Annotated in this window: 16 protein-coding genes and 1 pseudogene; 14 read left to right on the forward strand and 3 right to left on the reverse strand. The window is 70.9% G+C overall.

Annotated elements, in window-relative coordinates; translation table 11 throughout:
* Window positions 1–49 precede the first annotated feature (49 nt).
* Window positions 50–463 carry a Fur family transcriptional regulator gene (locus HUV60_RS22910; RefSeq protein WP_257849103.1) on the reverse strand — a complete coding sequence of 138 codons (414 nt, stop codon included), beginning with the start codon at window positions 461–463 and terminating at the stop codon, window positions 50–52.
* Between the two features lie 190 nt (window positions 464–653).
* Between HUV60_RS22910 and HUV60_RS22915 the strand changes: the two genes are divergently transcribed.
* The 10 genes and pseudogenes from HUV60_RS22915 (at window position 654) to HUV60_RS22960 (ending at window position 12,438) form a co-directional block, all read left to right on the forward strand.
* Window positions 654–2,117 carry a catalase gene (locus tag HUV60_RS22915; RefSeq protein ID WP_257849104.1) on the forward strand — a complete coding sequence of 488 codons (1,464 nt, stop codon included), beginning with the start codon at window positions 654–656 and terminating at the stop codon, window positions 2,115–2,117.
* Between the two features lie 146 nt (window positions 2,118–2,263).
* Entirely contained in the window at window positions 2,264–2,650 is a 387-nt protein-coding gene (locus tag HUV60_RS22920) for an ankyrin repeat domain-containing protein (protein ID WP_257849105.1), read from the forward strand.
* Window positions 2,651–2,883: 233 nt separating this feature from the next.
* Complete coding sequence (gene rplU / locus HUV60_RS22925) at window positions 2,884–3,204, forward strand: 50S ribosomal protein L21 (protein ID WP_257849106.1); 321 nt, start codon at window positions 2,884–2,886, stop codon at window positions 3,202–3,204.
* A gap of 14 nt (window positions 3,205–3,218) precedes the next feature.
* Complete coding sequence (rpmA, locus tag HUV60_RS22930) at window positions 3,219–3,473, forward strand: 50S ribosomal protein L27 (RefSeq protein WP_042172004.1); 255 nt, start codon at window positions 3,219–3,221, stop codon at window positions 3,471–3,473.
* Between the two features lie 117 nt (window positions 3,474–3,590).
* Window positions 3,591–5,039: a GTPase ObgE gene (gene obgE, locus HUV60_RS22935; protein WP_257849107.1), complete on the forward strand. Its 1,449-nt coding sequence runs from the start codon at window positions 3,591–3,593 to the stop codon at window positions 5,037–5,039.
* Between the two features lie 210 nt (window positions 5,040–5,249).
* Window positions 5,250–5,759 (forward strand): annotated as a pseudogene (locus HUV60_RS22940) (PhoD-like phosphatase N-terminal domain-containing protein); the annotation flags it as partial.
* Between the two features lie 63 nt (window positions 5,760–5,822).
* Entirely contained in the window at window positions 5,823–7,001 is a 1,179-nt protein-coding gene (locus HUV60_RS22945; RefSeq protein WP_257850218.1) for a hypothetical protein, read from the forward strand.
* Between the two features lie 224 nt (window positions 7,002–7,225).
* Window positions 7,226–8,722: a bifunctional cytidylyltransferase/SDR family oxidoreductase gene (locus HUV60_RS22950; RefSeq protein ID WP_257849108.1), complete on the forward strand. Its 1,497-nt coding sequence runs from the start codon at window positions 7,226–7,228 to the stop codon at window positions 8,720–8,722.
* A 153-nt stretch (window positions 8,723–8,875) separates the two neighbouring features.
* A complete protein-coding gene (locus HUV60_RS22955) occupies window positions 8,876–10,993 on the forward strand; it encodes a CDP-glycerol glycerophosphotransferase family protein (protein ID WP_257849109.1) in 2,118 nt (705 codons plus the stop codon).
* A gap of 215 nt (window positions 10,994–11,208) precedes the next feature.
* Window positions 11,209–12,438, forward strand: coding sequence for a glycosyltransferase family 2 protein (locus HUV60_RS22960; protein WP_257849110.1), 1,230 nt, complete (start codon window positions 11,209–11,211; stop codon window positions 12,436–12,438).
* Here HUV60_RS22960 and HUV60_RS22965 read toward each other — a convergent pair.
* Window positions 12,404–14,512 (reverse strand): hypothetical protein, encoded by a 2,109-nt coding sequence (locus HUV60_RS22965; RefSeq protein WP_269441284.1) that lies wholly within the window; start codon window positions 14,510–14,512, stop codon window positions 12,404–12,406. The genes HUV60_RS22960 and HUV60_RS22965 overlap by 35 nt on opposite strands.
* A 315-nt stretch (window positions 14,513–14,827) precedes the next feature.
* Window positions 14,828–16,282: a polysaccharide pyruvyl transferase family protein gene (locus tag HUV60_RS22970; RefSeq protein WP_257849111.1), complete on the reverse strand. Its 1,455-nt coding sequence runs from the start codon at window positions 16,280–16,282 to the stop codon at window positions 14,828–14,830.
* A gap of 190 nt (window positions 16,283–16,472) precedes the next feature.
* On the opposite strand from HUV60_RS22970, the gene proB reads away from it, so the two are divergent.
* The 4 genes from proB (at window position 16,473) to HUV60_RS22990 (ending at window position 20,298) form a co-directional block, all read left to right on the forward strand.
* Window positions 16,473–17,600, forward strand: a complete 1,128-nt coding sequence (gene proB, locus HUV60_RS22975) for a glutamate 5-kinase (RefSeq protein WP_257849112.1) — start codon at window positions 16,473–16,475, stop codon at window positions 17,598–17,600.
* Between the two features lie 144 nt (window positions 17,601–17,744).
* Window positions 17,745–18,203: a hypothetical protein gene (locus HUV60_RS22980; protein ID WP_257850220.1), complete on the forward strand. Its 459-nt coding sequence runs from the start codon at window positions 17,745–17,747 to the stop codon at window positions 18,201–18,203.
* A gap of 121 nt (window positions 18,204–18,324) precedes the next feature.
* A complete protein-coding gene (locus HUV60_RS22985; protein ID WP_257849113.1) occupies window positions 18,325–19,611 on the forward strand; it encodes a glutamate-5-semialdehyde dehydrogenase in 1,287 nt (428 codons plus the stop codon).
* A gap of 90 nt (window positions 19,612–19,701) precedes the next feature.
* On the forward strand, window positions 19,702–20,298 hold the full coding sequence (locus HUV60_RS22990) for an SCO2584 family spore wall biosynthesis protein (RefSeq protein WP_443047386.1): 597 nt from the start codon (window positions 19,702–19,704) through the stop codon (window positions 20,296–20,298).
* The last annotated feature ends 115 nt before the right edge of the window (window positions 20,299–20,413 follow it).

Genomic DNA, 20,413 nt, shown 5'->3' on the forward strand with positions numbered 1-20,413 from the left:
TCTCTCGCGTCCCTCGCGCCGGACCTCGAACGCCGGCCCGGCCCCGGCATCACGCCGTGCAGTTCGGACAGGTGCCGCGGTACGTCAGCTCGACGTCAAGGACCGTGTACCCGAAGCGTTCCGACGCGGGGAGCGCCGAGAGCGCGTCACCCGCCGGGTGCACGTCGCGGATCGTTCCGCAGCGGTCGCAGAGCAGGTGGTGATGAGGGCGGTGCGCGTTCGGGTCGTAGCGCGTGGCGCGGTGGTCGGTCGAGACCTCGGTGAGCTCGCCCAGGGTCACCAGTTCGCCCAGGGTGTTGTAGACCGTGGCCCGGGAGATCTCGGGCAGCCGCTCCGTCGCGCGCGCGTGCACCTCGTCGGCGGTCAGGTGGATGTGGTCTCCGCCGAATACCTCGGCCACGACGCGTCGCTGCGCGGTCAGGCGCCAGCCGCGTTCCCGAAGCCTCTTCAAGAGATCACTCATACCGTCACCCTAACCAGCGGTGGAACCCATCTCAAGAACAGGTATGGTTCTGAAAGTTGCCTTGACTTAGATCTTGTCCAACGTAGGGTGTGTGCCGATGCGAGCCGCGGAGCGGCTTGCGCGGACACTCGGACGGCCAGGACCGCAGGCCTTGATTCCAAGCGAAGAACCACTCACCGAGGAGCGAGCTTTGACCGAGAACCCCCAGAAGCCGTTGACCACGGCTGCCGGTGCACCGGTTGCCGACAACCAGAACTCCCTGACGGCCGGTCCGCGCGGTCCGATGCTCCTGCAGGACGTCTGGTTCCTGGAGAAGCTCGCGCACTTCGACCGTGAGGTCATCCCGGAGCGCCGGATGCACGCCAAGGGCTCGGGCGCGTTCGGCACCTTCACGGTGACCCACGACATCACGCAGTACACGAGTGCGAAGATCTTCTCCGAGATCGGCAAGAAGACCGACCTGTTCGTCCGGTTCTCCACCGTCGCGGGTGAGCGCGGCGCGGCCGACGCCGAGCGCGACATCCGCGGCTTCGCCCTGAAGTTCTACACGGACGAGGGCAACTGGGACCTGGTCGGGAACAACACCCCGGTCTTCTTCTTCCGCGACCCGCTGAAGTTCCCGGACCTCAACCGCGCGGTGAAGCGCGACCCGCGGACCAACCTCCGCGACGCCGAGAACAACTGGGACTTCTGGACCAACCTCCCCGAGGCCCTGCACCAGATCACGATCGTGATGTCCGACCGCGGCATCCCCGCCTCGTACCGGCACATGCACGGCTTCGGCTCGCACACCTACAGCCTGATCAACGCCGAGGGCGAGCGGTTCTGGGTCAAGTTCCACCACCGCACCCAGCAGGGCATCAAGAACCTCACCGACGCCGAGGCCGAGGCCCTCGTCGGCAAGGACCGCGAGTCCCACCAGCGCGACCTCTTCGACGCGATCGAGAACGGCGACTTCCCGAAGTGGAAGATGTTCATCCAGGTCATGCCGGAGGCCGACGCGGAGAACTACCGCTTCCACCCCTTCGACCTCACCAAGGTCTGGTCCAAGAAGGACTACCCGCTGATCGAGGTCGGCGAATGGGAGCTCAACCGCAACCCCGAGAACTACTTCGCGGACGTCGAGCAGGCCGCCTTCACCCCGGCCAACGTGGTTCCGGGTATCAGCTACTCGCCCGACAAGATGCTGCAGGGCCGTCTCTTCTCCTACGGTGACGCCCAGCGCTACCGCCTCGGCGTGAACCACCACCAGATCCCCGTCAACGCCGCGAAGAACCCGGTGAACACCTACCACCGCGACGGCGCCATGCGGGTCGACGGCAACCAGGGAGCCACCCCGGGCATCGAGCCCAACTCGTACGGACGCTGGCCGGAGCAGCCGGCCTACCGCGAGCCGAGCCAGGCCGTGGGCGCCGTCGCCGACCGGTTCAACTTCCGGGAGGACGACGACAACTACTTCGAGCAGCCCGGCAACCTGTTCCGCCTGATGAGCGCCGAGCAGCAGCAGGTTCTCTTCGCCAACACGGCGCGCGCCATCAACGGCGCGTCGCAGCGGACCGTCGAGCGGCACATCGCCAACTGCACCCAGGCCGACCCGGCCTACGGTGAGGGCGTCCGCAAGGCGATCGAGGCCCTGGTCGACGGCAGCCTCTGAGCCCCGCTCGCGGGGGCGCGCTCCGCGCCCCCGCACCGTACCCGGCGTGGGCCACGGAGCACCCCCGCGCCGGGTAGGGCACGGCCACCGGCCCGGCAGCCCTCACGGGCACGACCAGCAGAACCGCTCGATCGGGAGAGATACGCATGAGCAGGGACGGTCTGACTCCTGAGCAGACGGAACGCGTCATGGCCATCGCCATGGAACTGGCCCGTGAGGGCAACACCGAGGAACTCGTGGGGTTCGTGGAGCACGGGCTGCCGGTGGACACGGCCGACGCGGACGGCAACACCCTGCTCATGCTCGCCGCCTATCACGGCCACGCCGACACCGTGCGGGCTCTGGTCCGGCTCGGCGCCGACCCGGACCTGCGCAACGCCCGGGACCAGGCCCCCCTCGCCGGTGCCCTGTTCAAGGGCGCGGACGAGGTGGTCGAGGTGCTGCGGGAGGCCGGTGCGGACCTGGACTCCGGCACGCCGACCGCGCGGGCCGCGGCGTCCATGTTCGGCCGCGCCCACCTGCTCGCGCGCTGATCCACCGGGGCCCGCGCGGTCCGTCACCGTGACCGCCCGGGCCGGGCCCGGTTTGACCGGTCAGGCCATGTCCCCGTAGCCTTGACCACCGGCGTGTCCATCGGGACCGCCACATTCCCGTAAACCTCTTCCTCCCGGGTGCATGGACTGGCTCGGGAGAGGTTGCCCGCGTGTCTGTACTGTCGGGCGGCTGGCCTGCGGGGTGCCGTTCTTCGAGTGAGAGAGAGATCCGCGTGTACGCCATCGTGCGCAGCGGTGGTCGCCAGCACAAGGTTGCTGTCGGCGACATCGTTGAGGTTGACAAGATTTCCACCGCCAAGGTCGGTGACACGGTCGAGCTCTCGACCCTGCTCCTCGTCGACGGCGATGCCGTGACCAGCGACCCGTGGGTACTGGACGGCGTCAAGGTCCAGGCCGAGGTCGTGGACCACCACAAGGGCCAGAAGATCGACATTCTGCGCTACAAGAACAAGACCGGCTACCGCCGTCGTCAGGGCCACCGCCAGCAGTACACGGCGATCAAGGTCACTGAGATCCCCACGGCTGCGAAGTAAGGGACTGAGGAGAGATGGCACACAAGAAGGGCGCATCGTCCACCCGGAACGGTCGCGACTCCAATGCCCAGCGGCTCGGCGTGAAGCGCTTCGGTGGTCAGGTCGTCAACGCGGGTGAGATCCTCGTCCGCCAGCGTGGCACCCACTTCCACCCGGGCGCCGGCGTCGGCCGTGGTGGCGACGACACGCTGTTCGCTCTGGCGGCCGGTTCGGTGCAGTTCGGCACCCACCGTGGCCGCAAGGTCGTGAACATCGTTCCGGTCGCCTGATCGGAAGCTTTCGCGAGGCGGACCTCACTTCCCTGGCGGGAAGGCGGGTCCGCCTTTCGCGTGTTGACCAGGAAACACGTACGTACGTACACCGCACTGTCTCTGGAGGCACCCCACATGACCACCTTCGTGGACCGCGTCGAGCTGCACGTCGCCGCGGGTAGCGGAGGTCACGGCTGTGCCTCCGTCCACCGTGAGAAGTTCAAGCCGCTGGGCGGACCCGACGGCGGGAACGGCGGGCGGGGCGGCGATGTGATCCTCACCGTCGACCAGTCCGTGACCACGCTGCTCGACTACCACCACTCCCCGCACCGCAAGGCCACCAACGGCAAGCCCGGCGAGGGCGGCAACCGCAGCGGCAAGGACGGCCAGGACCTGGTCCTGCCGGTGCCGGACGGGACCGTCGTCCTGGACAAGGCGGGCCACGTGCTCGCCGACCTGGTGGGGCACGGGACCTCGTACATCGCCGCCCAGGGCGGCCGGGGCGGGCTCGGGAACGCCGCCCTCGCCTCCGCGCGGCGCAAGGCGCCCGGGTTCGCGCTCCTCGGCGAGCCGGGTGGCCTGCGGGACATCGGCCTGGAGCTGAAGACCGTCGCCGATGTGGCCCTGGTCGGCTATCCGAGCGCGGGCAAGTCCTCGCTGATCTCCGTGCTCTCCGCCGCCAAGCCCAAGATCGCCGACTATCCGTTCACCACCCTCGTGCCCAACCTGGGTGTCGTCACCGCCGGTTCGACCGTCTACACCATCGCCGACGTGCCGGGGCTCATCCCGGGCGCCAGCCAGGGAAAGGGCCTCGGGCTCGAGTTCCTGCGGCACGTGGAGCGGTGCAGCGTGCTCGTGCACGTGCTGGACACGGCGACGCTGGAGTCCGACCGCGACCCCGTCTCCGACCTCGACATCATCGAGGAGGAGCTGCGGCAGTACGGCGGTCTCGACAACCGTCCCCGCGTCGTCGTCCTCAACAAGACCGACGTGCCGGACGGCAGGGACCTCGCCGAGATGGTGCGCCCCGATCTGGAGGCACGCGGCTACCGCGTCTTCGCGGTGTCCGCCGTCGCCCACCTCGGGCTGCGGGAACTGTCTTTCGCGCTGGCCCAGTTGGTGGCCGAGGCGCGGGCCGCCCGCCCGAAGGAGGAGTCCACGCGCATCGTCATCCGGCCGAAGGCCGTGGACGACGCCGGGTTCACCGTCGCCCGCGAGGACGAGGGTCTGTTCCGGGTGCGGGGCGAGAAGCCCGAACGATGGGTCCGCCAGACCGACTTCAACAACGACGAGGCCGTCGGTTACCTCGCCGACCGGCTCAACCGGGTCGGTGTGGAAGCGGCGCTGATGAAGGCCGGCGCCCGGTCCGGCGACGGTGTCGCCATCGGCCCCGAGGACAACGCGGTCGTCTTCGACTGGGAGCCGACGGTGACCGCCGGTGCGGAGATGCTCGGCCGGCGCGGCGAGGACCACCGTTTCGAGGAGCCCCGCCCGGCCGCCCAGCGCCGCCGAGACCGGCAGGCCGAACGGGACGAGGTCGAGCAGGCGTACGACGACTTCGACCCGTTCCGCGACAAGTCGTAGGGCCCGCGGGGCCGGCGGGGGGGCAAGGGGCCGATCCGGCGACGGGATTCCCGGCCGCCGCCCGACGCTCACCTCGAGGACCCGCCCGGGCAACGGGACGTTCCCGTGCCGGGGCGGGTTCCCTCCTGTCCGTATTCTTGTCATGCCCCTGCCTTTCTGGGCTCGGTGTGCGGACCATCCGGAGCGGAGGCTTCCCGGCGTCCGGAACGCATGCGAGGCAGGGGAGTCCGCTCATGTCCGGAGCAGTGCCGCCCGACCGCCGCCGTGTTCCGACCGCCGCCGTGTTCTGACCGCCGCCGTGTTCTGACCGCCGGCGCCGCCGCGCCCGGCGCCACGGCCTTCACCCAGCTGCGGCTGCCGGCCACCGCTCGCGCGGCGGAGCGGAAACCGTTGCCAGACGGGGTGTTCAGCCTGGGAGTCGCCTCCGGCTACCCTCCCCCCACTGCCTTGAAGGTGTGGGGACCCCCACCCCGACGGCGTCGTGCTGTGGACCCGGCTGGCCCCCGCCCCCCGAACGGTGGCGGCATGCCGGACCGCGCGGCCCCCGTCGAGTGGCGGATCGCCCCAGGACCCGGTTCAGGTGGATCGTCCGCCGGGGCACCGCAGAGGCCCGGCCCGCCTCCGGGCGCAGCGTCCACGTCGACGTACGCGGGCTGCGCCCGGACACCCGGTACTGGTTGGTACCGCTTCCGTGCCGACGGACAGCTCTCCCGCACCGGCAGCCCAGCGGGTTCCGGGCTCCTCTCATGGCATCCTCAGCGAACCGCCCTACCATGCCTAGACATGGACACAGAACGTACGCGAGAAGAACTCCCGGTCGCCGGCGCCGCCGTCTCCCCGCTGCCTGCCGGCACCCGCCTGCTGCACATAGGCCCCCACAAGACCGGCACCACCGCCGTCCAGGGCGCGCTGTTTGCCGCGAAGGAGGAGATGGCGCGGCACGGCGTCGACTTCCCGGCGCACAGCCGGCATCCGATCGAGGCCGCCCTCGCCGCCTGTGCCCGGCCCGCGATGATGGGGGACACGGCCCCCACCGAGCGCCACTGGCAGCGGCTGCTGGACCAGGTGCGGGCCACCGAGGAGCGCACCTCCGTGATCAGCAGCGAGTTCTTCGCGGACGCCGAGGAGGAGACGGCCGTCGCCCGGATCGTCGAACAACTCGGTGGCGACCGGGTGCACGTCCTGGTCACCCTGCGTCCCCTGGCGCGGATCATGCCCTCGCAGTGGCAGCAGTACGTGCAGAACGGGCTGCGCATGGACTACGAGCAGTGGCTGGAGCACATGCTCCGCCGGCCCCCGTACGGCAGCCCCACTCCCAGCTTCTGGCGCCGGCACCGGCACGACCGGCTGGTCGAGCGGTGGGCCGGGGTGACCGGGCCGGACCGGGTGACCGTCGTGGTGGTCGACGACCGCGACCGGGACGCGCTGATGCGCACCTTCGAGACGCTGCTCAGACTCCCCGAGGGGCTGCTCAGGCCGGTTCCGGAGACCGCGAACCGCTCCCTCACCCTCGCCGAGACCGAAATGCTGCGGAATCTTAATAAAGAATTCCGCGGCAACGCGCTTCCGGAAGAGCTGTATTCGAGGCTCGTACGGCACGGCGCCATCGCACATATGAAGAACTCGTGCAGCCCCACTCCGCAGGACGTGAAGATCCGTACTCCGCAATGGGCCCTGGAGGCCGCCGCCGGGATCGGCGCCGAGGCGGCCGCGCGGATCGGAGGCATGGGCGTGCGGATCCTCGGCGACCTGGAACCGCTGTCCCGCGTACCGGAGTCCGCGGGGCCGGCGGGTGAGCCGCGGCTCGCTCCCGAAGTGGCCGCGCAGGCCCTGTTCGGGGTGCTGGCCACGGTCGCCGCGACGAACGGTGCCGGCAAGGGGCGTAGCGTCCACCGGACACCGTCGAAGGAACTCGTGAAGGTCCTCGGTCACCGCTGCCTGAAGCGACTGCGTCTGCGCTGAACGCGCCGGAGGCGTCCCGTCCGTCACGAACGGTGAGGGCGTGACTCCTGTGGGGTCGCTCACGGCGATTCAGGGGGCGTCCCGGGAGCCGTCGTCCGACACCGGGAGTCCCAGGTGAATGACAGGTTGCGTGCACATATGCGGCGGAGGTCGCTCACCTTGCACTGCGGTAACCGCTAGTGGGACCATTTGGAAGTTCCCTGTCGCCCCAAGGTAGGTCACCTGTGTCCCAGCGCATAGCCAAGCCCCGTACCACCGCAGTGATCCTGGCCGGTGGCACCGGCCAGCGGGTGGGTCTTTCGATCCCCAAGCAGCTGCTGAAGATCGCCGGCAAGGCAGTCATCGAGCACACCCTGACCACCTTCGAGAACACCGACTCGATCGACGACATCATCGTGCTGATGGCGCCGGGCTATGTGCCCGACGTCGAGAAGATCGTCGACAGGGCCGGGTTCAAGAAGGTCTCCCGGGTCATCGAGGGCGGCTCGACGCGGAACGAGACCACCGAGCGGGCCATCTCGGCACTCGGCGAGAGCCTGGCCGAGGGCGAGGACCGCAACGTCCTCTTCCACGACGCCGTCCGCCCCCTGCTGTCGCAGCGTGTCATCGAGGACTGCGTGAGCGCCCTGGAGCGCTACCAGGCCGTCGACGTGGCCATCCCGTCCGCCGACACCATCATCGTCACGCGGACGCACGGTGAGGACGGCGAGTTCATCACCGAGATCCCCGACCGCTCCCGGCTGCGCCGCGGGCAGACCCCGCAGGCGTTCAAGCTGTCCACGGTCCGCCGTGCCTACGAGGTCGCCGCCGGCGACCCCAACTTCCAGGCCACGGACGACTGCTCGGTCGTGCTCAAGTACCTGCCCGACGTGCCGATCCACGTCGTCGCGGGCGACGAGTACAACATGAAGGTCACCCAGCCGGTCGACGTCTTCATCGCCGACAAGCTGTTCCAGCTCGCCTCCACCGCCACCCCCGAGCAGATGGGGGAGGACGCCTACCGCGAGCTGCTCACCGGCAAGACGGTCGTCGTCTTCGGCGGTTCGTACGGTATCGGCAAGGACATCTGCGGGCTTGCCGAGTCCTACGGGGCCACCGTGTACGCGCTCGGCCGCTCCACCACCGGCACCCACGTGGAGAACCCGGAGGAGGTCGACGACGCGCTGTCCAAGGCGTACGCCGAGACCGGCCGCATCGACTACGTCGTCAACACGGCAGGTGTGCTGCGCATCGGGAAGCTGGCCGAGACCGACAACGCCACCATCGAGGAGGCGCTGAAGGTCAACTACCTGGCACCCGTGCAGATCGCCCGGTCGGCGTACAAGTACCTCGCCGAGAGCAAGGGTCAGCTGCTGCTCTACACCTCCAGCAGCTACACCCGGGGGCGCGCCGAGTACAGCCTCTACTCCTCGACCAAGGCCGCAATGGTCAACCTCACCCAGGCCCTGGCCGACGAGTGGGCCGGTGACGGCGTCCGCGTCAACTGCGTCAACCCGGAGCGCACCGCCACACCGATGCGGACCAAGGCTTTCGGCCAGGAGCCGGCGGGCAGCCTGCTGTCCTCCGAGGCGGTGGCCCGTACGTCCCTGGACGTGCTGCTCTCCGAGCTCACCGGCCATGTCATCGACGTGCGCCAGCAGGACCCGACGGCGGGCGCCGCCCGTGCCAGCGGTTTCGAACAGGCGCTGGCGTCGGTGCTGGACCGTCAGGACGGCGTGTAATAATCGACTGCAAATAGACTCCGGTAATTCAGGCCTCTGCGGCCTCCCGTTTACGCAGTTCCTGCGCGGGTGTTCGCAGGGGCCTGAATCCGTCGCTCACGAATTACCCACAGGCACAAACCGGCACTCACCCTCCAAGAGCAGGTTTCTCCGTTGATATCCACCGCTATTCGCGTCGCCCGGGTGGGCAGCGCGGCCGAACTGGCCGCGGCGGCCCTCATGATGCTGGGCTTCCCCTGTCTCATGCTGGCCGCGATCGTCCCGAACGTCCCCGCCTTCGCGGCAGCGGCCGCCGTGACGTACCTGGCGGACCACTATCTGCACCGCAGGGGCAGCTACCTGGTCAACCGCCTCAGCAAGGTGCGGGCGGGCCTGTCGATCCGCTTCCTGATCCGGCAGCTGCTGCTGATCCTGCTCCTGGCCCGGATGTCCCTCGCGGACAACCTGATCTACTACGGGGCGATCGCCTGCTTCATCACGTTCTACGGTCTGCAGGCCCCGCACGGTGCGCTGACCACGTTGATCCGCAACCGGCGGCGCATGCCGGTGGCCACCCGCAACGTGGACCTGGCCTCCCGCATCCGGATCCCGGACGCGCCGCCGCGCGCGCTGATGAACCGCGCCGCGGAGAAGATGCTCCACCTCGACCTGGCGGCGGTCGTCGGCATACTCCTCGCCGCCGCCCTCGACTCGGCCGTCATCGGCTTCGCCGGCATCGGCATCACGGTGCTGCTGGGCCTCCTGTACGTGCTGGGCCTGGTGCCCTACGTGCGCGGCCGGCGGATACCGCCGAAGGCCGACCAGGTTCTGGTGGCGGTCGACGACTGGCTGCGCGAGTACCGGCCGCAGACGGTGCTGTACTTCTCCGGCTCCAAGGACTCCGCGTACCAGGTCAACATGTGGCTGGAGACCATGGAGCAGCTGGACACGCGGCCGTTGGTCGTCCTGCGCGAGCGGGTCATACTGAACAACCTGGCCCCCACCACGGTCCCGGTCGTCTGCGTGCCCGGAGGGGTGCACCTGATGAACCTGGACCTGTCCTCGGTGCGGGTCGCGCTGTACGCGGCGAACGTCGGCAAGAACATCCACCTGCTGCGCGTACCGACCATGAAGCACGTCTTCATCGGTCACGGCGACAGCGACAAGCTCGCCAGCGTCAACCCGTTCAGCAAGGTCTACGACGAGGTGTGGACGGCCGGCCGTGCGGGCCGCGACCGCTACGCCATCGCCGACGTCGGCGTCCGTGACGACGACATCGTCGAGGTCGGCCGCCCGCAGCTGGCCCCCATCGAGACCCGGCAGGCCACGGCCGCGGGCTCCGCCGAGGGGCGCTGCCCGACGGTCCTGTACGCCCCCACCTGGGAGGGCTGGGACGACAACCCGGGCAACACCTCGCTCCTGCTGGCCGGTGAGAACATCGTGAAGCGGCTGGTCACGGCCGACCCCGCGGTCCGTGTCCTCTACAAGCCGCACCCCTTCACCGGCACCCGCAGCGCGCAGGCCCTGGCCGCCCACCTGCGGATCACCGCGCTGATCGAGCAGGCCGCCGCCGAGCGCGCCGCCGACCCCCGTCTCACCGCCGACCCGGCGGCGCAGGACCGGGCGCGGGGCGAACTGGCCCGTATCGAGGCCCGGCTGGCCGAACTGACCGGCTCCGCCGACAAGGGCGACGAGGCCGAGGCCAGTCGCGACGGCGTGATCGACGTGGCCCTGCACGAGGAGACCACCCGGCTGCGCGCCGAGTGGGACACCGCGTACTGGAGTTCCTTCCCCGACTGGGAGCACCGCGTCATCACGGGGGCCGAGCCGCGCCTGTACGACTGCTTCAACGTCTCCGACGCGATGGTCTCCGACATCTCCAGCGTCGTCTCCGACTTCATCGCCAGCGGCAAGCCGTACGCCGTCACCGACTCGGCCGGGCTGGGCCTGGAGGAGTTCAAGCGGCAGAACACGGCGGTGCGCGCCGCGGTGATCCTGTCCAACGACGCGGCCCAGCTGGCCGAGCTGCTCGAGGCGGTCCGCACCCCGGAGGCCGACTCCCTGGCCGGAGAGCGGGGCGAGCTCAAGCGCTACCTGCTGGGTCCGGACGAACCGACGTCCATCGACCAGTTCAACGCGGCGGTCGCACAGCTCGCCCGCAAGGCCGAGACGCGCAACCTCGGCCAGGAGTCCCGGACCACGGTCGGCGGCCCGGACGTGGAGCCGGTGGACGCACTGCCCGCACCGTCGGCGTCCGTCACCGGCGAGCCGGACGCCACCGGAGCGAACTGACCGGGGCCGGACACCTGACAGGGCTCGGCCCCCGAGGAGAGACTCCTCGGGGGCCGAGCCCTTTTGCGTCCGAGACCGCCGACAGGTTCCCGCCACACCCGTGTGGTGTAGGCCACTTGAGGGGTGGGTCGAGGCAACCATCCACCTCGAACACACGTCTAACAGGTAGAGAATGAGGCGATACAAAGGGAAATATATCGTAATGAGGGGGAAACGTGACCGTGGCGCAGCCTGATGTCACCGTGGTCATCGGGGCGTACGAAGCGATGCCGTACCTGATCGACTGCCTCGCCTCGGTGGAGGCGCAGACCATCGACCCGGAGCGCGTCGAGGTCGTCGCCGTGGACGACGGCTCGACGGACGGCACGGGGGAGTACCTGGAGGAGTTCACGGACCGCGCGCCCATGCGGGTCACCGTGATCCGGCAGGCGAACTCGGGCGGCCCCAGCGGCCCGCGCAACGTCGGTCTGGGCAGGGCCTCCGGGCGCTACGTGTTCTTCCTGGACGCCGACGACCGGCTGGGCCCCGAGGCCCTCGAGCGGATGGTCGCCATGGCCGACCGGGCCGGCACCGATGTCGTCCTGGGTCGGGTCGAGGGCGTCAACCGCGGCGCCCCGAAGTCGATGTGGGGCCGCACGGTGGAGCGCACCGACGTGCACTCCTCCAACATCATGTTCACCCTCAGTGCGCAGAAGCTGTTCCGCCGCGCCCTGCTGGACCGGCACGGCTTACGGTTCGACGAGTCGCTCTACACCGGTGAGGACGCGCTGTTCACCATGGAGGCGTACCTCAGGGCGGACGGCGTCTCCGTGGTCGCCGACCACACCTGCTACTACCTGGTGGGCCGCGACGACGGCAAGCACGTGACCAAGAGCGGGAGGTACACCCTGAGGTTCGACTCCGCCCGCCTCCTGACGAACCTGATCGCCGACCTCGTCCCCGAGGGCCCGCAGCGTGACCGGCTGATGGTGCGGCCCTTCACCGTCACCCTGCTCCCGCAGTTCGGCCCCCGGTTCCTCAAGGACAGCGACCAGGTGCGGCGGCACAAACTGGAACTGGCGAAGCCGCTGACGGACGCCCACTGGACCGAGGACGTCGCCCAGCACCTGAAGGTCGAGGAACGGCTGCGGCTGCACCTGGTGGCCGAGCAGCGGCTCGGACTCCTCACCGAGACGGTGAAGTTCACGGCGTCGAAGAAGCAGGCGCCGGCCCTGCTGGAGCGGCGGGGCCGGCGCGTCTACCTCGCCTACCCGCACTTCCGCGACCGGGCGGCGGGCATCCCCGACTCCGTCTACCTCGCCGCGCCCCGTGAGGCCCGCGCCTTCCCCGGCTACCGCGAGGGCGGCACGGTCACCGTCCTGCGCCGCGCCGCCCGCCGGGCCCGCCGCCTGCTGGTCCCCGGCGAGAAGGTCACGCCGGAGGGCCCGACCTCGACGGCGGCGTGACGGGCCCCACCGTCTCGGCGTCGGCTGCGGTGGGGGCTCCCGTGCCGGCGTCGGAATCCCGGCGCTGACCGGGCAGGCCGGACAGCAACTCCTCCGCGAGCCGCTGAGAGTGCGGATGCCGCCGTGCCTCGGCCTGTCCACCGTGCGCCCTGCGGTGCAGGGCCGCCGCGTACAGGCCGTGCAGGGCCGCGTTGCAGCGCTCCTGGGACGCCGGCTCGTCGGGTCCCAGCAACCGTAGCTTCAACTCCGCTCGGGTATCGGCCAGTTCGTCCTTCTCCGGGTGCCGGACCGCCTCCAGCAACTCCGGTACCCCGCCCGCGTCCGGGGTCAGCACGGTCGCCGCCGCCGCCGTCGGGAACTCGGCGCGGAAGGCCTCCTCGGACAGCCCGCTGGTGTTCGCCACCGCGTACGGCTTGCCACTGGCGAGGAAGTCGCTGATGACACTGGAGACGTCACTGATCAGCAGGTCGGCGGCGTTGAAGCAGGAGTACAGGGTGGGCCGTACACCCGTGACGATCTGGTGCTCGTCCGCCGGCAGCGACGCCCAGTACGCCTCCTCCCAGGCCGCCGTGGCCCTGGCCACCGCCTCGGCCCGTCCAGGCGGCGGAGCGGACTGGGCCAGCATCCTCTCCACCTGGTCGGCGCCCTCCCGGACCCCGGCCGCCGTGAGCCGGTCCAGCTCCGCCGTGAGCCGCTCCAGCTCCGGGGCGGATCGCTCGGGCCCCGCGGATGCCGCGGGCCGTTCCCGGTTCGCCGCCCGGACCAGCTCCCGGATGCGCCGGTCCGCGGCGCCCGCCGCCGGCTGCACCGAGCCGGTCAGCGGGTGCGGCTTGTACAGCAGCCGCACGGCCGGATCCGCGAGCAGCGCCCGTACGAGGTTCTCCCCGGCCGCGACCACCGAGGTGTTGCCCGGGTTGCCGTCCCAGCCCTCCCAGGTCGGCGCGTACAGCACGGTGGTGCGGGCACCGGCGGCCGGCGGGCCCGACCGGGGGCGCACGGCGTCCAGTTGGGGACGGCCGATCTCCACCACGTCCTTGTCCTCGACCCCGACCGCCGCCCGGGCGTACCGCTCACGTGCCTGCGGACCGGCCACCCACACCTCGTCGTACGCCTTCGCGTACGGGTTGCAGGACGACAGCTTGTCGCTCTCGCCGTGGTTGACGAAGGCGTGCTTGATCGAGGGGATGCGCAGCACCTGCGAGGTCTTGCCGGAGTTCGACGGGTGGATGAGGACCCGCAGCGTGGAGTGTTCGAGCCGCATGAGGGTGGATACCTTCGGCAGGCACACGACGGGAATGTCGGTCGCCGCGATCCTCGCCACCATGAACCGCTCGCGCAGGATGACGACAGGCCGCCCGTCGAGCCTGCTCATCGTCTCCAGCCACATGTTGGCCTGATAGGCCGAGGACACCCCGCCGGAGAAGTACAGGCCGACCGTGGGCCGGTAGTCGGCCAGCCAGGCGTCGAACCAGCCGAGCACCTCCTGCTCGCCCGCCGGACGCCGGGAGGGCAACAGCCGCACCAGCAGCGCGCCCAGTCCCGCCGCCGCGAGTACCACCGACACCGTGATCCCGGCCGCAGCGGGCAGGGGCTCCCCGGTCACCGCCGCCGCGGCCAGGCCGGCGGTCGTGGGCAGGCCGAGGAGCAGCAGCCGGTGGCCGGGCCGGCGCAGCGGCGCGGCGGGAGCGGGGGACAGGCGCAGCGCCGAGGCGTCGATGTTCCGGGTCAACACCGGCGGTGTGCGGGTGCGGCGGACCAGTACGGACACCGCCTGGATCGCGCAGTGCAGCGCGTAGAAGGCGAGCAGACCGGCGACCGGCCACGCGAACTGCTGCTCCCGGCCGTGTTCCCCGAGCCGCAGCAGGCCCACCACCAGGAGCAGATCGCGCAGTACATGACGGACGGTGATGTCCGCGTGCGACTTGGCCAGCAGCGACAGCATGCCGGGCTGCCACCGGTACAGCACGCCCTCGACCGTCAGGGACACGGCGGTCGCGGCGAGCAGCAGCGGGACGTCGGGGAGCAGGGCCCCGGCCGCCTGCGCCACGAAGGCACCGGCCAGGACGGCCGCCACCAGCACCTTGGCGACGAGCGGACGGCCGGACGGACGGGGCGAGGTACGGCACCGGCGGATACTCGCCGTGAGCCGGCGACGGGACCGGGACAGCCGGCCGGACCGGGACGGCCGACCGGATCGGGACAGGGGCAGGGGCACGCGGTCACTCCAGGGTGCGTCGCGGAGACGGACGTCCGGGTTAACGCGTACCGACGTCCGGACGACACGCGCGTGTCCGCAACCTGTGGAGTGACTGTTGACTGCTAGGGCCTGTCCGGCAGATCTGCCGGACAGGCCTCGACGTCCCGGGGGCCCCGAAGGCCTCGAGGAGCCCTACCCGCGCCCGCCCTGGAGGGCTCGTCGCAGCGGGCGGCCCACGACCCGGCGGGCCTTGCGGTACACCGAGCCGGAGGCGGGGGCGACCACGGTGGTCTTCGCGGCGCCGGTCTTGGCCCCCGCCTTGGCCGCGGCCTTGCTCTTCGCCTTGACGGCGGCCAGTTCCTTCTTCAGCCTGGCGTTGTCCGCGCCCAGTTCGCTGACCCGGGTGTGCAGCCAGCCGAAGCGCGCGACGAGCGAGGCCGGGTCGGTGTCGGTCCACGGGCGGACACCGTCGGGGAAGTCCAGCGAGCGCAGCTTCTCCTCGTAGGCCGCGCCACCGTCGCCGTGCGTGAACGTGTTGTCCAGCCCGTTGCGGTCGAGGAACGACGTGAACCGCTCGAACCGTTCGTGGTGGTTGCCGGTGAGCGCCCCGAGGTCGGTCTCCTCGTACAGCCGCGCCGGGTCGATGTCCTCGGGCAGCTTGTCGAGGGTGTGGTGCGGGATCTCGAAGTAGCGGCACAGCTCCAGCGTGCGTGAGTCCGAGCACAGCACGTTCGCGGGCGTACCGGCCAGCAGCGCCGCGATGTTGCCGTGGATGCGGGAACCGAAGGAGAAGTCGAAGTCTCGCAGGTCGTCGATCCAGGTCACCGGGTCGATGTAGACGCGGGCCTTGCCCTCCCGGTACATCGGGTGGTCGGGGTGCGTCGGCATCCCGGTGACCTTCCCGTTCGGGTCGGACAGGTCCCGCCAGTGCAACTGCATCGCGTCGCTGAGGTTCTGGCCTATGAACCGCAGGTTCGGGTAGCGGGCGTGGGTACGGGTGACGACCCGGTCCAGTCCCTGGTTGCGGACCGCGTTGTGCGAACCGTTGATCGCGATGCGGGAGTCGGCGGTCAGTTCCTGCGTCCGCTTCCGTACGTCGAGTTCCTTGCCGTACATGAACAGCGAGGGACAGCCGATGACGTCGACGTCCTTGAAGCCCAGGTCGTTCAGGTACTTCTCGGTGAACTCGCCGCGCACACCGATCGAGGCGCTGCGCTCCAGTACGGCGGAGACGAACTCGCGCACCGCCGGCTCCATCGGCTTCAGCCGCGCCGGGTCGTAGTCGAGGCCCGCCTGCGCGCCGATGCCGACGACGACCACCGGGATCTTCAACTGGCCGATCAGCCGCGTCAGCCGCCGCAGGCTCGGCTCGAAGGACGGCCGGAAGGCGTTGGCGAGCGGCACGACGAAGGCGTCGTACTCCTCGTTGATGCGTCCCGCCGGAGTCCCGTCGGCCCGGATGCCGTTGGACACCACCGTGGTGTGCGGTGTCTCGAGGATCTTGTGCGTGGCGTCGCTGAAGATCAGGTTGCCTGCGTTGCTGGCGATGACGTCGCGGTGGAGGGCTTCCTCGACCGGGAAGACGTCGTAGGGGCTCTTCCCCGACCTGAGGAGGATGCGCTGTATGCGAGAAGCGTTGGGTGACACGGAGTTCACAATATGTTTCCGGAAGCTTTTATTTCTATAGGCAACCAATGCAATCTTTTTCACACGCGCGGCCTGTGAGCGGGGGGTCACGACGGAGTATCCGGAGGCTGGACCGACGGGCGTGCCCCGCCCCGCTTCGCGTAGATTGCCGGGCGAGGCGACCGATCGGCGTGAGGGGACGGGCGGCACGGTGGCAGGGGCAAGGCAGGTCGTGGGCGAGGCCCGCAGGATCGTCGTCAAGGTCGGGTCCTCGTCGCTGACGACCGCGGCGGGCGGCTTGGACGCCGACCGGGTCGACGCGCTCGTCGACGTGCTCGCGAGGGTCCGCAGTGGGGGAGCACGCGAACTCGTCCTCGTCTCCTCAGGCGCCATCGCCGCCGGGCTCGCCCCGCTGGGCCTCGCCCGGCGACCACGCGACCTCGCCCGCCAGCAGGCCGCCGCCAGCGTCGGCCAGGGCCTGCTGATGGCCCGCTACACCGCCTCCTTCGCCCGCTACGGCGTCCGCGTCGGCCAGGTGCTGCTCACTTCCGACGACATGAGCCGCCGCGCCCACCACCGCAACGCCTCCCGCACCCTCGACAAGCTGCTCGCCATGGGCGCCTTCCCGGTCGTCAACGAGAACGACACCGTCGCCACCGACGAGATCCGCTTCGGTGACAACGACCGCCTCGCCGCCCTCGTCGCCCACCTGGTCCGCGCCGACCTGCTGGTCCTGCTGTCCGACGTGGACGGCGTGTACGACGGCGACCCGGCCCGGCCCGGTACCGCGCGGATCGCGCAGGTGCGGGGCCCCGGGGACCTCGCCCACACCGAGATCGGCAGCGCCGGGAAGGCGGGCGTCGGCACCGGCGGCATGGTCACCAAGGTCGAGGCCGCCCGGATCGCAGCCGCCGCGGGCGTCCCGGTCGTGCTGACCAGCACCGTCCACGCGGGCGACGCCCTCGCCGGCGCGGACACCGGCACCTACTTCCACCCCACCGGCCGGCGCTCCGCCGACCGGCTGCTCTGGCTCCAGCACGCGTCCACCCCGCAGGGCTCGCTCACCCTCGACGACGGGGCGGTGCGCGCGGTCGTCGAGCGCCGCAAGTCGCTGCTGCCGGCCGGGATCGCGGGCGTCGAGGGCGCGTTCAGCGCGGGCGACCCGGTCGAGCTGCGGGACCACGCGGGGCGGCCGGTGGCCCGCGGCCTGGTCAACTTCGACGCCAAGGAGATCCCCCGGCTGATCGGCCGTTCCACCCACGACCTCGCCCGCGATCTCGGACCCGCGTACGAGCGAGAGGTCGTACACAGGGACGATCTGGTGGTCCTGTATCCGTAAATGTCCCGGAGGGTCCGCCCCCCGTGGTGGACGTTCCGTAAAACCGCCCCACGACGTCCGGCGGCCTGCTCAACTTTGTCCCAGGGACACATCCGCCCGGCCACCAGGGCCGGCCTGTGCGTGAAGGAGGCCGTCGTGAGACGAGTGCGCCCTGGGACGACGACGTCCCGCGGTGGTGCCGGCTCCCGGGCGGCCGGCGAGGAACGCGCCCTGACCAGCGTCGCGACGGGGGACCGCTGCCAGAGCGGCGAGCCCCACGACCTCCCGCGCCTGTGGCACGTCACCCTCAGCGTCTCCGGCGGCCGGGCCCCGATCGCCGAGGTCCGCCGCGCCCTGGAACAACTCGCCCACGACCACCCCTTCCTGCTGACCAGCCGGTACGCCGACGACCACGCGGAGATCCGCTACTGGGAGGAGGCCCGCGACCTGCACGACGCCGCCGCCGTGGCGCTGCGGCTGTGGGGCGAGCACCGGCAGACCGCGGGACTGCCGCCCTGGGAGATCGTCGGCCTGGAGGTCATCGACCGGGCCACCTACCACCAGCGCATCGCCGCGGGCTACGGCCCGGCGCCGGCGACGCCGGTGGGGGTACATCCGTTCTGACTTCAGGGGCCGGTCCGGCTCTCCGTGAGGCGACGGACCCCCGTGCCGGCGGCGACGGGCCCCGTGTCTCGGGGTTCGGGACGACAGTGGTCCGGCCCCCCGGCCGCACTACCCTTCCCCCATGACCACGCTTTCGCCGTACGACTCGATGTCCCCGGTCAACCAGGCCGCCTACCGTGCCAAGGGGGCCGCCGCCACCCTCGCGCCGCTGCCGCGTGCGGCGAAGGACGACGCGCTGCTCGCCGTCGCGGACGCGCTGGAGGTCCGGGCGAGCGAGATCGTCGAGGCCAACGCCCAGGACGTCGCCAGGGCGCGCGAGGCCGGCATCGGCGAGGGCATGATCGACCGGCTCACCCTCACCCCGGAGCGGGTGCGCGCGATCGCCTCCGACGTGCGGGACGTGGCCGCGCTGCCCGACCCGGTCGGCGAGATCGTCCGTGGCTCCACCCTGCCCAACGGCATCGACCTCCGGCAGGTCCGGGTGCCGCTCGGCGTCGTCGGGATCATCTACGAGGGCCGCCCCAACGTCACGGTCGACGCCGCCGCCCTGTGCCTGAAGTCCGGCAACGCGGTCCTGTTGCGCGGCTCGTCCTCCGCGTACCGGTCGAACACCGCGCTGGTCCGGGTGCTGCGCGACGCCGTGGGCGGCGCCGGGCTGCCCGCCGACGCCGTACAGATGGTGCCCGGAGAGGGCAGGGACAGCGTGCGCGATCTGATGCGCGCACGCGGCCTGGTCGACGTCCTCATCCCGCGCGGCGGCGCCTCCCTGATCAACACGGTCGTCCAGGAGTCGGTCGTCCCGGTCATCGAGACCGGCACCGGCAACTGCCACGTCTACGTCGACGCCCACGCCGACCTCGACACCGCCGTGAAGATCCTGGTCAACTCCAAGACCCAGCGGGTCGGCGTCTGCAACGCCGCCGAAACGCTCCTGGTCCACCAGGACATCGCCCCCGCGTTCCTGCCGCGCGCCCTGGACGCCCTGGCCGCGGCCGGGGTCACCGTGCACGCCGACGAACGGGTGATGGCGTATGCCAAGGACTCCGCGGCGACGGTCGTGGAGGCCACCACGGAGGACTGGGAGACCGAGTACCTCTCCCTCGACATCGCCGCGGCCGTCGTCGACTCGCTGGACCGGGCCGTGGAGCACATCCGGCTGTGGACCTCCGGCCACACCGAGGCCATCGTCACCACCTCGCAGCCGGCGGCCCGCCGGTTCACCCAACTGGTGGACTCCACCACCGTCGCCGTCAACGCCTCGACCCGGTTCACCGACGGCGGCCAGTTCGGCTTCGGCGCGGAGATCGGCATCTCCACGCAGAAGCTGCACGCCCGGGGGCCGATGGGGCTGCCGGAGCTGACCAGCACCAAGTACGTCGTCACCGGCGACGGCCACGTCCGCCGCTGACCCACCGGCCCGCCGTCCCACGCGCTGGGGCAGACGGACGAATTTCCTTACCGTCTGCCCAAATTGACCCCTCAGGTCTACTCTGGAGAGGTGCCGGAGGACGTGGGGGGCACGCCGTTCTCCGACGGCGGGGAGCCCGACGACGACCACGACCGCGGGGTGCCGGACGAAGAGTTCGACTCCGTGGTCTTCGACGAGGCCTTCATCGGCGCGGCCCTGGTCCATGAGCCGACCGCCGTCGAACGTCTCCTTGCCGCCGCCCGGGCCAGAGCGGAGGCCTCGGAGGCCGAGGCCCACCGCACCCGCCCGAAGACCGAGCGGTACGACGACGGGTACCACGGGTACGGAGGCCGAGGGCGGTACGACCGCCGCCGGGGCGACGGCTTCGAGGACCTGGACGACGACACCGGCACCCCCGAGGACGACTACGGCATCACCGGGCGGCCGTACGGCAGACCGGTCCGCTGGCACCGCCCGGTGGCCTGGGTGCTCGCCCTCGTCATGGGCATCGGCATGGTCGCGCTCGCCTTCTCGGCCGTCTACCGGGGGTCCTCCGCCGACAACCGGCAGGACCCGGTGCCGCCGCCCGCCTCGACCGGTCTGGAACAGGGCGGCAGGGGCGCGGCCCCGTCCGCCTCCGCAGACTACTCCCGGCCGGACGTCCCGGTGATCCCGGGCAGCCCCTGACGGGCCACCGGCAGGTCCGGCGGCAGGTCCGCCAAGGTGTCCCGGCCGGGGCGGGACCCTGTCACAACCTGGCGTGCGCCAGGGCGTTTACGCGGGCCCACCGCGACCTACCCTG

The sequence above is a fragment of the Streptomyces sp. KMM 9044 genome, assembly GCF_024701375.2.
GTDB lineage: Bacteria > Actinomycetota > Actinomycetes > Streptomycetales > Streptomycetaceae > Streptomyces.

What these genes read in the sequence shown, in the direction of transcription:
- HUV60_RS22910 (WP_257849103.1), bottom strand. Translation starts at nt 463, where the DNA reads ATGAGTGATCTCTTGAAGAGGCTTCGGGAACGCGGCTGGCGCCTGACC.
- HUV60_RS22920 (WP_257849105.1), top strand. Translation starts at nt 2,264, where the DNA reads ATGAGCAGGGACGGTCTGACTCCTGAGCAGACGGAACGCGTCATGGCC.
- rpmA (WP_042172004.1), top strand. Translation starts at nt 3,219, where the DNA reads ATGGCACACAAGAAGGGCGCATCGTCCACCCGGAACGGTCGCGACTCC.
- obgE (WP_257849107.1), top strand. Translation starts at nt 3,591, where the DNA reads ATGACCACCTTCGTGGACCGCGTCGAGCTGCACGTCGCCGCGGGTAGC.
- HUV60_RS22945 (WP_257850218.1), top strand. Translation starts at nt 5,823, where the DNA reads ATGGACACAGAACGTACGCGAGAAGAACTCCCGGTCGCCGGCGCCGCC.
- HUV60_RS22985 (WP_257849113.1), top strand. Translation starts at nt 18,325, where the DNA reads ATGACCACGCTTTCGCCGTACGACTCGATGTCCCCGGTCAACCAGGCC.